The sequence below is a fragment of the Streptomyces sp. NPDC028910 genome (assembly GCF_055564955.1).
In genome coordinates, this window is the sequence record NZ_JBVHVF010000003.1 from 411,024 (window position 1) to 425,737 (window position 14,714).

The 14,714-nt window shown below is 73.0% G+C and carries 9 protein-coding genes; 2 read left to right on the forward strand and 7 right to left on the reverse strand.

The annotated features are described in order from the left end of the window. Positions 1-106: 106 nt before the first annotated feature. Positions 107-433: a divalent-cation tolerance protein CutA gene (cutA, locus tag ACZ4TV_RS06710; RefSeq protein WP_468131386.1), complete on the reverse strand. Its 327-nt coding sequence runs from the start codon at positions 431-433 to the stop codon at positions 107-109. 211 nt (positions 434-644) lie between these two features. Between cutA and ACZ4TV_RS06715 the strand changes: the two genes are divergently transcribed. After that, entirely contained in the window at positions 645-2,348 is a 1,704-nt protein-coding gene (locus ACZ4TV_RS06715) for a carbohydrate-binding module family 20 domain-containing protein (protein ID WP_468131388.1), read from the forward strand. 97 nt (positions 2,349-2,445) lie between these two features. Next, the gene (gene pulA / locus ACZ4TV_RS06720) at positions 2,446-7,791 is read left to right on the forward strand and encodes a pullulanase-type alpha-1,6-glucosidase (protein ID WP_468131390.1); all 5,346 of its coding nucleotides are present in this window, start codon (positions 2,446-2,448) and stop codon (positions 7,789-7,791) included. On the opposite strand, the gene ACZ4TV_RS06725 is transcribed toward pulA, so the two are convergent. The 6 genes from ACZ4TV_RS06725 to ACZ4TV_RS06750 all read right to left on the reverse strand — a co-directional run bounded on the left by ACZ4TV_RS06725 (position 7,778) and on the right by ACZ4TV_RS06750 (position 14,711). Next, positions 7,778-8,314 carry a GNAT family N-acetyltransferase gene (locus tag ACZ4TV_RS06725; protein WP_468131392.1) on the reverse strand — a complete coding sequence of 179 codons (537 nt, stop codon included), beginning with the start codon at positions 8,312-8,314 and terminating at the stop codon, positions 7,778-7,780. The genes pulA and ACZ4TV_RS06725 overlap by 14 nt on opposite strands. 53 nt (positions 8,315-8,367) lie before the next feature. Beyond that, positions 8,368-9,084 (reverse strand): TetR/AcrR family transcriptional regulator, encoded by a 717-nt coding sequence (locus ACZ4TV_RS06730; protein ID WP_468131394.1) that lies wholly within the window; start codon positions 9,082-9,084, stop codon positions 8,368-8,370. A 23-nt stretch (positions 9,085-9,107) separates the two neighbouring features. Beyond that, entirely contained in the window at positions 9,108-10,154 is a 1,047-nt protein-coding gene (locus ACZ4TV_RS06735; protein ID WP_468131396.1) for a PDR/VanB family oxidoreductase, read from the reverse strand. Then, the gene (locus tag ACZ4TV_RS06740) at positions 10,151-11,047 is read right to left on the reverse strand and encodes a metal-dependent hydrolase (RefSeq protein WP_468131398.1); all 897 of its coding nucleotides are present in this window, start codon (positions 11,045-11,047) and stop codon (positions 10,151-10,153) included. Before ACZ4TV_RS06740 ends, ACZ4TV_RS06735 begins: the two co-directional genes overlap by 4 nt. A 119-nt stretch (positions 11,048-11,166) precedes the next feature. Next, the gene (locus ACZ4TV_RS06745) at positions 11,167-12,567 is read right to left on the reverse strand and encodes a hypothetical protein (protein ID WP_468131400.1); all 1,401 of its coding nucleotides are present in this window, start codon (positions 12,565-12,567) and stop codon (positions 11,167-11,169) included. A gap of 212 nt (positions 12,568-12,779) precedes the next feature. Further along, positions 12,780-14,711 carry a hypothetical protein gene (locus tag ACZ4TV_RS06750; protein WP_468131402.1) on the reverse strand — a complete coding sequence of 644 codons (1,932 nt, stop codon included), beginning with the start codon at positions 14,709-14,711 and terminating at the stop codon, positions 12,780-12,782. Positions 14,712-14,714 lie beyond the last annotated feature (3 nt).

Consider the following 14,714-nt stretch of genomic DNA (forward strand, 5'->3'; position numbering starts at 1 on the left):
GCCAGCCGCGTTGGGCGCCGCCGGGGTGGGGGTCGTCTTCGCCGGTTGCCGGAGTCTGCGGACGGGTGATCTGCTCTGCGGTCTCCGGCCTCGCCGTCGCCCGCGACTACTCGGGAGTGGTCGCTTCCACGATCCACCACATGTAGGCGTCCGAGCCGCCCTCCACGGGGAGGACGATCCATTCCGGGACCTCGTAGTCGTGCTCCTGCCCGACCCAGGCGCTGAGGGCGGGGAGCCGGGCCCGTGTCGTCTTGTAGGAAACGCGCCACTCCGTGGCCGTCTCGACGGTTCCCTTCCACCGGTAGACCGCCGAGCAGGGCGCGTCGATGTGCGCGCAGGCGGCCAGCCGGGACTCCACCGCGCCGCGTGCCAGCTCCCTGGCCTTGCCCTCGTCGTCGACGGTGGTCTGCGCGATCACGATGTCGGTCGCCATGGCGGGCCTCCTCCTGCGTCGGTGTGACCGACATTACCCAGCCACCTGCCCGCGGGACCGCTTCCGGAGCCGTTCCCACCCCGGGCCGCGGAACTCCGCGCAGGACACGACGGCGAAACAATTCTGCAATCTCTTGCGCAAGGTCTTGCAGGGCGGGGGCGCGGCCCCTACGGTCGCCAACAATCCCCACCTCTCCGCCAGGAGGTCCCACATGCCCCCCACCCGCAGAGCCGCGTTCGCGGCCCTGGCCGCCGCGGCCGCCACCCTCGTCGCCCCCGCCGGCCCGGCGGCCGCCGCGCCGCCCGGCGACAAGGACGTCACCGCGGTCCTCTTCGAGTGGAAGTTCGACTCCGTGGCCGCGGCCTGCACCGGCACGCTCGGGCCCGCCGGTTACGGCTACGTCCAGGTCTCGCCTCCCCAGGAGCACATCCAGGGCCCCCAGTGGTGGACCTCGTACCAGCCCGTCAGCTACAAGATCGCCGGTCGGCTCGGCGACCGCACCGCCTTCAAGGCGATGGTCGACACCTGCCACGCCGCCGGGGTGAAGGTCGTCGTCGACTCCGTCATCAACCACATGGCGGCCGGCGACGGCACGGGCACCGGGGGCTCTTCGTACACGAAGTACGGCTACCCGGGGATCTACTCGGGCTCCGACATGGACGACTGCCGGGCGACCATCTCGAACTACCAGGACCGGGGCAACGTCCAGAACTGCGAGCTGGTGCAGCTCGCCGATCTGGACACCGGCGAGGACTACGTGCGGGGCCGCATCGCCGGTTACCTGAACGACCTGCTGTCGCTGGGCGTGGACGGCTTCCGGATCGACGCCGCGAAGCACATGCCCGCCGCCGACCTCGCCGCCATCAAGTCCCGGCTGACGAACCCCGGCGCCTACTGGAAGCAGGAGGCGATCCACGGCGCCGGCGAGGCCGTGTCGCCCGGCGAGTACCTCGGCACCGGCGACGTGCAGGAGTTCCGCTACGCCCGCGACCTCAAGCGGGTCTTCCAGAACGAGAACCTCGCCTACCTCAAGAACTTCGGCGAGGCCTGGGGCCACATGCCCAGCGGCCAGTCCGGCGTCTTCGTCGACAACCACGACACCGAGCGCGTCGGCGACACCCTCTCCTACAAGAACGGCTCCGCCTACACCCTCGCCAACGTCTTCATGCTGGCCTGGCCCTACGGCTCCCCGGACGTGCACTCCGGCTACGAGTGGACCGACAAGGACGCCGGCCCGCCCAACGGCGGCTCGGTCAGCGCCTGTTACGCCGACGGCTGGAAGTGCCAGCACGCCTGGCGGGAGATCTCCGCCATGGTCGGCTTCCGCAACGCGGCCCGCGGGCAGTCCGTCGGCAACTGGTGGGACAACGGCGGGGACCAGATCGCCTTCGGGCGGGGTTCCAAGGCCTACGTGGCCATCAACCACGAGGGCGCGGCCCTGACCCGCACCTTCCAGACCTCCCTCGCCGCCGGCGACTACTGCGACGTGCAAAGCGGCCGGACCGTCAACGTCAGCTCCGCAGGCCAGTTCACCGCCACCCTCCCCGCCGGCACGGCCGTAGCCCTGCACACGGGTGCCCGTACCTGCTCCGGCGGTCCGACGACCCCGCCGCCGGCGACGACCTCCGGCGCCTCCTTCGCCGTCAACGCGACCACCGTCCCCGGCGAGAACATCCACGTCGTCGGCGACCGCTCCGAGCTCGGCGCCTGGAACACCGGCGCCGCGCTCAAGCTCGACCCGGCGGCCTACCCCGTCTGGAAGCTCGACGTCACGCTCCCGGCCGGCACGTCCTTCGCGTACAAGTACGTCCGCAAGGACGCCGCCGGGAACGTCACCTGGGAGAGCGGAGGCAACCGCACCGCCACCGTCCCCGCGAACGGCAAGGTCACGCTGAGCGACACCTGGCGCAACTGACCCGCCGCCCCACAGACCAGGGCCGCCCGGCACCCACAGAACCCCGCCACCGCCGGGCGGCCCTCATCCACGCGACACGTACACAAGGAGATCCGCCTTGATACGCCCTGCCGCAGGAGTGCTCGCCGCCGCCCTGGCCGTGACGCTCCTGCCCGCCCTCCCCGCCGCGGCCGCTGCCGCCGCGAAGGTGCCCGCCCCGCCCTCGGACGCGAAGCTCGCCGCCGAACCGTCCCGGCACGACCTGACCCGGGAGCAGTTCTACTTCGTGCTCCCGGACCGGTTCGCGAACGGCGACCCGGGCAACGACCGGGGCGGCCTGACCGGCTCCCGCCTGGAGACCGGCCTCGACCCGACGGACAAGGGCTTCTACCAGGGCGGCGACCTCAAGGGGCTCACCGACCGTCTCGACTACATCAAGGGGCTCGGTACCACGGCCATCTGGCTGGCGCCGATCTTCAAGAACCAGCCGGTGCAGGGCAAGGGCGACGACGTCTCGGCCGGCTACCACGGCTACTGGATCACCGACTTCACGCAGGTCGACCCGCACTTCGGCACCAACGCGGACCTGGAGCGGCTGATCGACAAGGCGCACGGGAAGGGGATGAAGGTCTTCTTCGACGTCATCACCAACCACACCGCCGACGTCGTCGACTACAAGGAGGCGTCCTACTCCTACCTCTCGAAGGGCGCGTTCCCGTACCTGGCCAAGGACGGCGTGCCCTTCGACGACCAGGACCACACCGACGGGAAGGGGAAGTTCCCGAAGGTCGACGGCGAGTCCTTCCCGAGGACCCCCTTCGTGCCGGGCGCGAAGAAGAACCTCAAGGTCCCCGCCTGGCTCAACGACCCGACGATGTACCACAACCGCGGTGACTCCACCTTCGCCGGGGAATCCTCCGAGCAGGGCGACTTCTTCGGCCTCGACGACCTGTGGACCGAACGTCCCGAGGTCGTCAGCGGGATGGAGAAGATCTACCAGAAGTGGGTCGAGGACTTCGACATCGACGGTTTCCGCATCGACACCGTCAAGCACGTCAACACCGAGTTCTGGACCCAGTGGGCGACCGCCCTCGACACGTACGCCGCCAAGCGCGGCCGCGACGACTTCTTCATGTTCGGCGAGGTCTACTCCGCCGACACCGCCGTCACCTCCCCCTACGTGACGCGCGGGCGCCTCGACGCCACCCTCGACTTCCCGCTCCAGGACGCGATCCGCTCGTACGCCTCCCAGGGCGCGCCGGCCGGCCGGCTGGCCTCCGTCCTGGGCGACGACTACCGGTACACCTCCGGCAAGGCCAACGCCTACGAGCAGGTGACCTTCCTCGGCAACCACGACATGGGCCGCTTCGCCACCTTCCTCAAGCAGGACCGGCCGGGCGCGGGGGAGCAGGAGCTCCTCGACCGCTACCGGCTGGCCAACGAGCTGATGTTCCTCTCCCGGGGCAATCCGGTCGTCTACTCCGGCGACGAGCAGGGCTTCACCGGCGCGGGCGGCGACAAGGACGCCCGCCAGCCGCTCTTCGCCTCGCAGGTCGCCGACTACCTGGACGACGACCAGATCGGAACGGCGCGCACCCACGCGAGCGATGCTTACGATCCGGGTCACCCGCTCTACCAGCAGATCAGTGCTCTCGCGAAGCTGACCAAGGCCCACCCGGCCCTGCGCGACGGCGTCCAGAGCGAGCGCCTCGCCGACGGATCCGTCTACGCCTTCGCGCGCACCGACGCCCGCAGCCGCACCGAGTACCTGGTCGCCGCCAACAACGGAGCCGAGTCCAGGGCCGTGGAGATCGACGCCCCGGCCGGCGCGCAGTACCGCACCCTGTACGGCGGCTCCGCGCTGCTGCGCGCCTCCGCGGGGGGCAAGCTCACCGTCGTCGTCCCCGCCTTCGGCTCGGTCGTGCTCCAGGCCACCGACCCCCTCGCCGCCCCCACCGCCAAGCCCGCCCTGACCCTCAAGGCCCCGGCCCCCGGCGCCACCGGCACCGTGGAGCTGTCCGCCGACGTCACCGGCGGCGGCCTCAACCGGGTCGTCTTCGCCGCCCAGACCGGCAACGAGAAGTGGCAGGTCCTCGGCTCCGCCGACCACGCCCCCTACAAGGTCACCCAGCACGTCACCGCCCCGGCCGGCACCGCCCTGCGCTACAAGGCCGTCGTCGTCGACTCCGCCGGCCGCACCGCGAGCGCCCTCGCCTCGTCCACCGCCGGCCAGGTCCCGCCCGTCGAGATCCCCACCGCCACCCAGCGCGACTACGCCGTCGTCCACTACAACCGCCCCGACGGCGACTACACCGACTGGCGGCTCTACGCCTGGGGCGACCTCGCGGAGGGCGAGGCCACCCCCTGGCCCGCCGGCCACGACTTCACCGGCCGCGACGCCTACGGCGCCTTCGCGTACGTCAAGCTCAAGCCCGGTGCCTCCTCCGTCGGTTACCTCGTCATCGACAAGGACGGCAACAAGGACGTCGCCACCGACCGCACCATCGACGTGACGAAGACCGGCGAGATCTGGCTGGAGCAGGGCAAGGAGCCCGCCCGCACCGACCGCCCCGCCCAGCCGCCGCAGGACACCACGAAGGCCGTCCTGCACTACCAGCGCCCCGACGGCGCCTACGACGGCTGGGGCCTGCACGTGTGGACCGGAGCCGCGACCCCCACCGACTGGTCCAAGCCCCTGCTCCCGACCAGGACCGACTCCTACGGGGCCGTGTACGAGGTCCCGCTCGCGGCCGGCGCCACCAGCCTCAGCTACATCCTCCACAAGGGCGACGAGAAGGACCTCCCCTCCGACCAGTCCCTGGACCTGAAGGCCACCGGCCACGAGGTGTGGATGCTGGGCGGCCAGCAGAAGTACCTCCTCCCGCAGCCCGCCGGTTCCTCCGCCGCCCTGGACCTCACCCAGGCCCAGGCCGTCTGGATCGACCGCGACACCGTCGCCTGGAACGCCCCCGCGGCCGCCGCCTCCGTACAGCTCCTGGCCTCCCGCGAAGGAGCCGTCACGGCGCGGAACGGCGCCCTGACCGGCCGCGCCCAGTGGCTGCGGCTGACCCGCTCCGAGCTCACCGCCGCACAGAAGGAGAAGTTCCCGCACCTGGCCGCGTACGCCGCCTACACCGTCGACCCCCGCGACCGGGACCGCGTCCGCGAGGCGCTGCGCGGTCAGCTCGTCGCGAGCGCCCGCGCCGCGAACGGCGCCGTCCTGGCCGCCACCGGCGTCCAGCTGGCCGGCGTCCTGGACGACCTGTACGCGACCACCGCGGCACTCGGCCCCGTCTTCAAGGACGGCCGCCCCACCCTCTCCGTCTGGGCCCCCACGGCCCAGCAGGTCTCCCTCGAACTCGACGGCCGCACGCTCGCCATGCGCCGTGACGACGCGACCGGCGTCTGGTCGGTGCGCGGCGAGCGTTCCTGGACCGGGAAGCCGTACCGCTACGCCGTGACCGTCTGGGCCCCGAGCACCCGCCAGGTGGTCCGCAACCTCGTCACCGACCCCTACTCCACCGCCCTGACCACGGATTCCACCCACAGCCTGGTCGTGGACCTGGCCGATCCCAAGCTCGCCCCGCCCGGCTGGAAGGACCTGCGCAAGCCCGCGCCGGTGCCCTTCACCTCCGCGCAGATCCAGGAGCTGCACATCCGCGACTTCTCGGTCGCGGACCGCACCAGCGCCCACCCCGGCCAGTACCTGGCCTTCACCGACACCGCCTCGGCGGGCATGCGGCACCTGCGCGACCTGGCCGCCGCCGGAACCTCGTACGTCCACCTCCTCCCGGCCTTCGACATCGGCACCATCCCGGAGAAGCCGGCGGACCGCACCGAGCCCGCCTGCGACCTCACGGTGTACGCGCCGGACTCGCAGGAGCAGCAGGCGTGCGTGGCCGCCGCGGCCGCCAAGGACGCCTACAACTGGGGCTACGACCCGCTGCACTACACCGTTCCCGAGGGCAGCTACGCGAGCGACCCGAACGGCACGGCCCGTACGGTCGAGTTCCGCAAGATGGTCCAGTCCCTGAACGGATCCGGGCTGCGCACGGTGATGGACGTGGTCTACAACCACACCGTCGCCGCGGGGCAGTCGGACAAGTCCGTCCTCGACCGCATCGTCCCCGGCTACTACCAGCGCCTGCTGGCCGACGGCAGCGTCGCCACCTCCACCTGCTGCGCCAACACCGCGCCGGAGAACGCCATGATGGGCCGCCTGGTCGTGGACTCGGTCGTCACCTGGGCGAAGGAGTACAAGGTCGACGGCTTCCGCTTCGACCTGATGGGCCACCACCCCAAGGCCAACATCCTGGCCGTCCGCAAGGCCCTCGACGAGCTGACCCCCGCCAAGGACGGGGTGGACGGGAAGAAGATCGTCCTCTACGGGGAGGGCTGGAACTTCGGCGAGATCGCCGACGACGCCCGCTTCGTGCAGGCCTCGCAGAAGAACATGGCCGGAACCGGCATCGCCACCTTCTCCGACCGGGCGCGCGACGCGGTCCGCGGCGGCGGCCCCTTCGACGAGGACCCGCGGGTCCAGGGCTTCGCGTCGGGCCTGTTCACCACCCCCAACTCCGCACCCGCGAACGGCACCACCGAGCAGCAGAAGGCCCGCCTCCTGCACGCCCAGGACCTGATCAAGGTCGGCCTCTCCGGCAACCTCGCCTCGTACGCCTTCACCGACACCACCGGCCGCCGCGTCAAGGGATCCGAGGTCGACTACAACGGGGCCCCGGCCGGCTACGCGGCCGCCCCCGGCGACGCCCTCGCCTACGCGGACGCCCATGACAACGAGACCCTCGCCGACGCCCTGACCTACAAACTCCCGCCCGCCACCAGCCCGGGCGACAAGGCCCGCATGCAGGTCCTGGCCATGGCGACGGCCACCCTCTCCCAGGGCCCGGCCCTCTCCCAAGCGGGCAGCGACCTGCTCCGCTCCAAGTCCCTGGACCGCAACTCCTACGACAGCGGCGACTGGTTCAACGCCCTCCACTGGGACTGCCGGGACGGCAACGGCTTCGGCCGCGGTCTGCCCCCGGCCGCCGACAACGCGCCCAAGTGGCCCTACGCGAAGCCCCTCCTGACGGGACCGGCCCCCGGCTGCGCGGAGATCACCGCCACCTCGGCGGCCTACCGCGACCTGCTCAAGATCCGCACCACCGAGCCGGACTTCGCCCTGACCACGACGGAGGCGGTCCAGTCCCGGCTGGCCTTCCCCCTCTCGGGCAAGGACGAGACCCCGGGCGTGATCACCATGACCCTGGGCGACCTGGTGGTGGTCTTCAACGCCACCCCCACCGCCCAGCCCCAGCGCGTCCCCGCCCTCGCGGGCACCGCCCACACCCTGCACCCGGTCCAGGCGGCGGGCTCCGACGCCACGGTCAAGCAGTCCACGTACGACGCACGGACAGGAGAGTTCACCGTCCCCGCCCGCACCGTCTCGGTCTTCACACGACGCTGAGCCGGTCGAGGCGCTTCTCCAGCAGGATCACCCCGTAGGTACTGCCGTCCTTCCCCTGCTTGTCGGGGAGCTCCCCGACCACCCGGTAGCCCGCACCCCGGTAGTACGCGAGCAGCCGGGGGTTGGTGGAGACGCAGTCCAGCCGTGCCCGCTCCCGCCCGGTCCTCGCGGTCCGCCGCTCGGCATGTTCGAGCATGCGCCGCCCGGCCCCGGCGGGGGCGACCTCGCGCGCCACCATCAACCGGTGCACGTAGCCCGCCACGGGCGGCTGGATGCCCCAGGCCTCCTCGTCGGACCACCACAACTCGTAGCCCCCGCACACGCGCCCGTCGCCGTCGGAGGCGATCCACACCTCGCCGTCGCGCATCCTCGACCGGAAGTGCGCGGCGTCCTTGCCGCCGGGCTTCCACTGATCGATCCCGTGCTTCTGCATCCAGCGGGCAGCCTGGTCGTACAGGCGCACCAGGGTGCCGGCGTCCTTCTCCTCGGCCTGCCGGTACAAGATCCCGTCGTCAATGATCACGCGGGCATTATGGATGATCATGGGAGCGCCCGGCACGCCTGATCACCGCCCGGTCAGCCCGGCTGGGGCACCGCGCCCGGAACGAGCGCGCCGAGCCGCCCGACCAGCTCCCCGAAAGGCCCGTCGGCGGGCTCGTCGGCCAGGATCCGTACGAGGATTCCCGCCATCTCGGCGTCGTACGCCGCACTCACGGCGGCCAGCGCGGCGAAGTCGTGCACCAGCTGCAGCTCCAGCTCGCCCCGCGGGATCCTGCGCCCGTCCAGCCAGATCAGCGCCGTGGACTCGGCGAGCGACACCCAGGACCGCACCACGAGCTCCAGCCGCGCCGGCGGATCCTCCAGCCCGATGCCCAGGTGCGTGAGGATCTGCTCGTACGCCGCCTGCCGGACCTCGTCGATCATCGCGTTGGCCCGGCTGCTCCCGGCCGCCGGACCACCCCGCATCAGCGCCGAGAAACCCGGCCCGTGCTCGTCGACGAAGGCGAAGAACCGCCCCATCACCCGCAGCAACCGCGCGCCCAGCGGCCCCTCCCGGGGCTCCACGAACCGCAGCGCGAGCTCGTCGGCCGCCCGCCGCAGCGCGGCCTCGTACAGGCTCAGCTTGCCGGGAAAGTAGTGGTAGACCAGCGGCCGGGATATCCCCGCGGCCGCCGCGATCTCGTCGATCGACACGTCGTCGGGCGACCGGTGGCTGAACAGCTCCAGGGCGACCCCGATCAGCTGTTGCCGCCGCTCCTCGACACCCATCCTGCGCCGCACCCCGGTTGTCATGCGGCCACCCTACTGGGGAGCGTTCAGAGGTCCAGGACGAGGCGGTCCCCCTTCGCGCGGGAGACGCACAGCAGCATCGAGTCCTCGCGCTCCTGGTCCGTGAGGAGTTCGTCGCGGTGCTCCACCTCGCCCGCCAGCACGCGGTGTTGGCAGGTCCCGCAGAATCCCTGCTCGCAGGAGTACGGGGTGGCCGGCAGCTCCCTGCGCACCGCGGCCAGGGTGCTCTCGTCCGCACCGACCTCGACGACCCGTCCCGCGCGCCGGAGTTCGACCGTGAAGGCCCGCGCCGGGCCGGGCGCCGCCGCCGGGGCGAAGCGTTCCAGGCGCACCGCCGCCGGGTCCGGGGCGGCCGCCGTGACGGCCCGCATCAGGGGTTCCGGGCCGCAGCAGTAGACCAGCGTGCCCGGCCCCGCCTGGGACAGCGGGGCCAGGTCGGGAAGGCCCGCCTCGTCCTGCGCGACGACCGTGACCCGGTCGCCGTAGGCCGCGAGTTCGGCGAGGAAGGGCATCGAGGCGCGCGAACGGCCCCCGTAGAGGAGGGTCCAGTCGGCGCCCGCCGCCGTGGCGGCCCGGAGCATCGGCAGGATCGGGGTGATGCCGATGCCGCCCGCGACGAAGACGTACGAGGCAGCCGGGACCAGCTCGAAGCGGTTGCGCGGCGGGCGCAGCTCCAGCTCGGCGCCCTCGACGAGCTGGGCGTGCGCCTCGCGGGAGCCGCCGCGGCCGTCCTCGACCAGCCGGATCGCGATCGCGTACCTGCCGCCGTCCGCCGGGTCGCCGCACAGCGAGTACTGGCGGACCAGCCCGGAGGGCAGGGTGACGTCCACGTGCGCCCCCGGCGTCCACGCCGGGAGGTCCGGTGACTCCAGGGTCAGGTGCAGCACGCCCTCGGCCGGCTCCGTACGGGAGACGATCAGTGCGCGCAGCGCGCGGCGCGGCGAGTGGCCCGAGACCGGTGTCTCCAGGGCCGGCAGGGGCCAGAGCGGGGACCTGCCTATGCGGCGGTTCAGGGCCCGCCGGGTCAGCCAGGCCGCACCCGCGACCGCGGTGACCGCCAGGGCGCGCCTCATGCCCGGACACCGCCGTTCGCACCGGGGGAGGCGGCGAGGTAGGCCACCGCCTGGGCCGTCGAGCCCTCCTGCGAGGGGTGGTAGGTACGGGAGAGGTACTTCGGTATGGACTTCAGCATGGAGCCCGTCGAGGGGAGCACGCCCTGCTGACCGGCCAGGAAGAACCGCCCGAAGGAGGCCTTGCCGTCCACCAGGTGCGGGTCGTTCTCCATGAAGAAGCGGATCCCGCGCTGCCAGAGGAAGACCAGCGCCGTGAAGCCGGTCGCCCATGTCCTGGCCCGGCGGCGGTAGTTGCCGTCCACGTGCATGAAGAGGTCGAAGGCCACCGAGCGGTGCTCGACCTCCTCCGCCCCGTGCCAGCGCAGCAGGTCCAGCATGGTGGGGTCGGCGCCCCGGCGGTCCAGGGCGTCGGCGTTCAGTACCCAGTCGCCCAGGAACGCCGTGTAGTGCTCGATCGCCGCGATCATCGCGACCCGTTCCATGAGCCACCAGTGCCGCGCCCGGCCCGGCGGCAGGGTCCGGTCGCCGAGCAGCTTCTCGAACAGCCAGTCCACCTGGGCGGTGTAGGGGGTCGGGTCCAGCCCCAGCCGCTTCAGGTGGGGCAGCACGTCGTCGTGCGCGGCGGCGTGCATGGCCTCCTGGCCGATGAAACCGACCACGTCCGCCCGCAGCCGCTCGTCCTCGATGTACGGGAGCACCTGCTTGTAGACGTGCACGAACCACCGCTCCCCCGCGGGCAGCAGCAGGTGCAGCACATTGATCATGTGCCCGGCGAAGGGGTCGCCGGGCAGCCAGTGGAGCGGGGTGTCCTCCCAGCCGAAGGACACGTTCCGGGGCCTCAGGTCCACGTGTTCCGACGCCACGGGGGCGGGCGCGAGCGGCGTATTAGACATGGCGTCAATGTACTGAGGAGTACAGGAGAGGAGAAGCCCCCTGCGTCGACTTCTCCCGCACGCTCCTGCCCGGGTGCGCGGCTGGGCGGGCGGCCCGCGTCCTTGCCGCGAGGGACGGCCTAACGCCCGGCGTGTCCGCTCGCGAGCGCCCATTCGCGGTTGAGGGTGCCCAGCGGGATGCGGCGCTCGAAGACGGGCGTGCCGAACAGGGACAGCTGGAAGTGGAGGTTTCCGCTCAGGTCGAATCCGCCGTACAGCGCCCAGGCGCCGCTGAGGGAGGTCTTGCCGTCGCTGGACGCGGTCGCCTTGGCGTCGGCCTCGCCGCGCAGGTACGGGGCGAAGTCGGCCGTGACGCCGACGGTCCCGTAGAGGCCGACGGAGGCCTCGGTGCCGAGCGCGGCCTTGACCCGCCCGGTGGCGGTGACGTTCGCCGCGACCGGCGAACTCTCGACCTTCGACGTGCTCACCGGCGTCCAGCCCTTGCCCACGGCGTAGCTGCCGCCGACCCTGAAGTCGCCCTTGACGTCCTGCTGGACGTCGATGGTCACGCGGCCGTCGGCCTCCACCTGGATGTAGCAGGTCAGGTCGAGGTTGACGACGACCGGCACCGGCCCGACCTGGATGACCGGGGAGCTGTGCAGCTTGGCGAAGGGGATCCGCTGGGGCGCTCCGGTGCTCGCGGCGGCGCGGCCCTGGATCTTCCACTGCGAGGACCAGTCGCCGCTCATGCCGAGGAAGGCGCCGCGCGGACCGGGGGCGGCGCCCGCGCTGCCGTCGTACGAGAACTCCACCCGGGGGGCGAGCTGGACGAACCCGGACACCGAGGCGCCGGCCGAGGCGGGGGCGTCCGGGGCGGTGTCGACGGAGGCGTTCACGTCGAGCCGCAGGCTGCCCAGCGGCAGCTTCGCGCCTTCGGGGCCGAACTGCACGCCCTGGCTCTTGGCCCAGGAGAGGGTGACACCCTTCATCAGGGGCTCGACGGTGACCGACGCCGGGTCGACGGGGACCTTGCCGTCGGCCTTGTCGTCATCGAGGACGGAGGCCAGCGTCGTGGAGGCGGTCTTGACCTCGGTGCCGCGGTCGGTCTTCCCGACGACCTCGGTGACCTTGGCGAGCAGGCCGTTCGGGGCGCCGGGTGCCGGTGCGCTGGCGATGACATCGCCCACCGCGACGGGCTGGTCGGCTTCGGGCGACGCGCTCGCCGACGGTGCGCGGGTGGGCCCCTGAGGGGCCTTGGCTATGACGGCCCGTCCGCTCGCCCGGTCGTACGAGGCGACCTTCAGCGAGGACTTCTCGGTCCTGCCCTTCCCGCCGGCCCGGGCCACGGCCGCGGGGGTGGGCGCCCCCTGCGGCGCCGCGGCCACATCGAGCCGCTGTGACGTGCCGTCGGCCGTGGGTGCGGGGGCGGCGGGGGCGGCCGGCCCGGCGGCTCCGGTGTGGGGGGTCGAGGAGCAGCCGGTGGCGGTGAGCGCCAGGGCGGTCAGGCCGGCGAGCAGGAGGCGTCGGGCGAGCGTGCGCACGTGGGGGACCTTCGGGTGGGGGAGGGTGGGGAGGATTACCGAGCGGTAACCGGAACTTGATCATGCCATGTGCGCACTACGGCCGTCATGTCCGGATCTCGCCAACTACGCGAGGGCGCCCGGCAGTTGAACGTTCATCCGCTCCCGCTCCCGCTCCTGCTCCCGTCCCTGCTCTCGTCCCTGCTCCCACCCGGGCGCCGGTCGTCGGCCTCCTACCGCAGCGTCCCGGCCTTCGTCCCGTCCGTCAGCTTGCCCGACAGGTCGACCTGCGCACCCGCCGGTGCCTTGACCGCCAGCCGGTTGCCGTTCGCCGAACCGCTCACCCCGCCGCCCGAGACCGCCAGCGAGGTGAACTGCGCACTGCCCGCCGCCACGACGTACCACTGGCCCGCACGCGACTTCCACAGCACGCCCGCCAGCACCCGCGGCTCCCGCGGCCCGCACGCCGCGGACCCCTCCGCCGTGGCCGCCTGCGCCGCCATCGGTGAGCCCGGGGCCAGGAACTGCGCCTGCACCCGGTCCGCCGCGCCCTGCCAGGTCTCGGCCCGCGTACAGAGCCAGGTCGCCGTCCCGTCGCCCTCCGGCAGCGGCTGCTTCGCGTACGTCCAGGCGTTGACCGTACGGACCCCGTGCGAGCGGACCGAGGGCAGCAGACAGGCGATCCTCGACCAGTCGCCCAGTTCCGCGGCCTCCGTCACGTCCCGCTCGGCGCCCGGCGCGCCCGACGTCAGCCGGGCCGGGGTCAGCTCACCGAGGTCCGTGATCAGCCGGGTCGTGCCGTCGCCGGTCAGGGACAGGGCGTTCCAGCTCGTGCAGTCGCCCGCCGGGGCCGGGCTGGGCACCGGCGGGGTCACCCCGTCCGGCGTCGGCTTGAGCGCCGCCGCCGGGTCGCCGGGCTTGAGCAGGTCCCGCAGGGCCGCGCCGGTGACCCAGGGCGCGGTGAGGTAGCGGACGTTGCCGTCGACCCGGCTGAGGACCAGCGCCGTGGCGGTGTCCGCCGAGGCGCCGTCGGTCCGCGCGAAGTCGAGGGCGGCGCCCGCGGTCCCGGTGCGCGGTTCGGCGTAGCGGACCACGCGCAGGCCGTCGTACAGCAGGACCACGACGGCCTGGTCGACGGCGCCCGCGAACAGCAGCTGCGCCGGTCCCATCGGAGGCCCGGCGGGCGTACCCGGGGTGGCCGAGGCGACCACGGAGGAGCCCGGCCGGGCCCAGACGGCCAGCGCCCGGCGCAGCAGCGCGGTGTCGTCGGCCCGGTCGCCGCGCGCCGGCCAGGTGGAGAAGTCGGTACGGGAGGACGTACGCCAGAGCGTGGGCGCGGCCCGGACCAGCTTCCCGGGATCCAGGGCCTGCTCGGCCGCGGCGTTGCGGGAGTCCGGCGGGGCGGCCGCCCCGTCCGAGCCCCAGCCGCCGCCGGGCAGCGCGAGCAGCGCCCCGCACACGGCGAGGGCCGCCCCGGCGGCCAGGGCGGCCCGTGTCAGACGGCGCCGCCGCAGCAGGTCGGTGGGCCGGGCCTGGAGCACGCACGGGTCGAACTCGGGGGAGGCGAACAGGGCGTCGTTCGCCGGATCCCCCGATTCCGCGACCGCGGCGGCCGGATCCGGGATCCCGGCCTCGTCGAGCACCCGGAGCACCTCCGGCTCGGGCAGCCGCTCCAGGGCCCGCAGCACGCAGGCGGCCCGGCCGGGCCCGTCGAGGGTGGCCAGCCACTGGTCGAGGGCGAGCTCCTCGGCCCCGCCCGAGCGGGGGAACAGCCGCAGCCCCCACACCTGCGGCAGCAGCGGCGGGAGCTGGGCCCGCCGGGGGAGCGCCCGGAAGGTCAGCGGAATCCCCGCCTCCAGGGCGGCGCGCAGCACGCGCAGCCGGACGTAGGCGTAACCGGAGTCGTCCGCGCCGCCACGCTGGCCCGGAACCCCGCCCTGCACGGCGGCCGCGGCAGCCGCCGCGTCCCGCCGTCCGCGCGGCAGCGCCCGCTGGACCAGTGAGTGGGCGGTGAGCACCCGCCGGTTGCGGCCGAGGGCCGGCGGCAGCACCAGATAGGCGAGCCGCACCAGCCGCGGGTAGTGCTCGACGATGGCGGCCTCGGCCTGCTCGACGTCCGGCGGCACGGGAGGCAAGGGGCGGGTGGCGGTATCCGGCGCAGTCACGTT

Excerpts from the sequence above, each read along its gene's own strand:
- cutA (WP_468131386.1), bottom strand. The coding sequence starts at position 433 with ATGGCGACCGACATCGTGATCGCGCAGACCACCGTCGACGACGAGGGC.
- ACZ4TV_RS06715 (WP_468131388.1), top strand. The coding sequence starts at position 645 with ATGCCCCCCACCCGCAGAGCCGCGTTCGCGGCCCTGGCCGCCGCGGCC.
- ACZ4TV_RS06730 (WP_468131394.1), bottom strand. The coding sequence starts at position 9,084 with ATGACAACCGGGGTGCGGCGCAGGATGGGTGTCGAGGAGCGGCGGCAA.
- ACZ4TV_RS06735 (WP_468131396.1), bottom strand. The coding sequence starts at position 10,154 with ATGAGGCGCGCCCTGGCGGTCACCGCGGTCGCGGGTGCGGCCTGGCTG.
- ACZ4TV_RS06740 (WP_468131398.1), bottom strand. The coding sequence starts at position 11,047 with ATGTCTAATACGCCGCTCGCGCCCGCCCCCGTGGCGTCGGAACACGTG.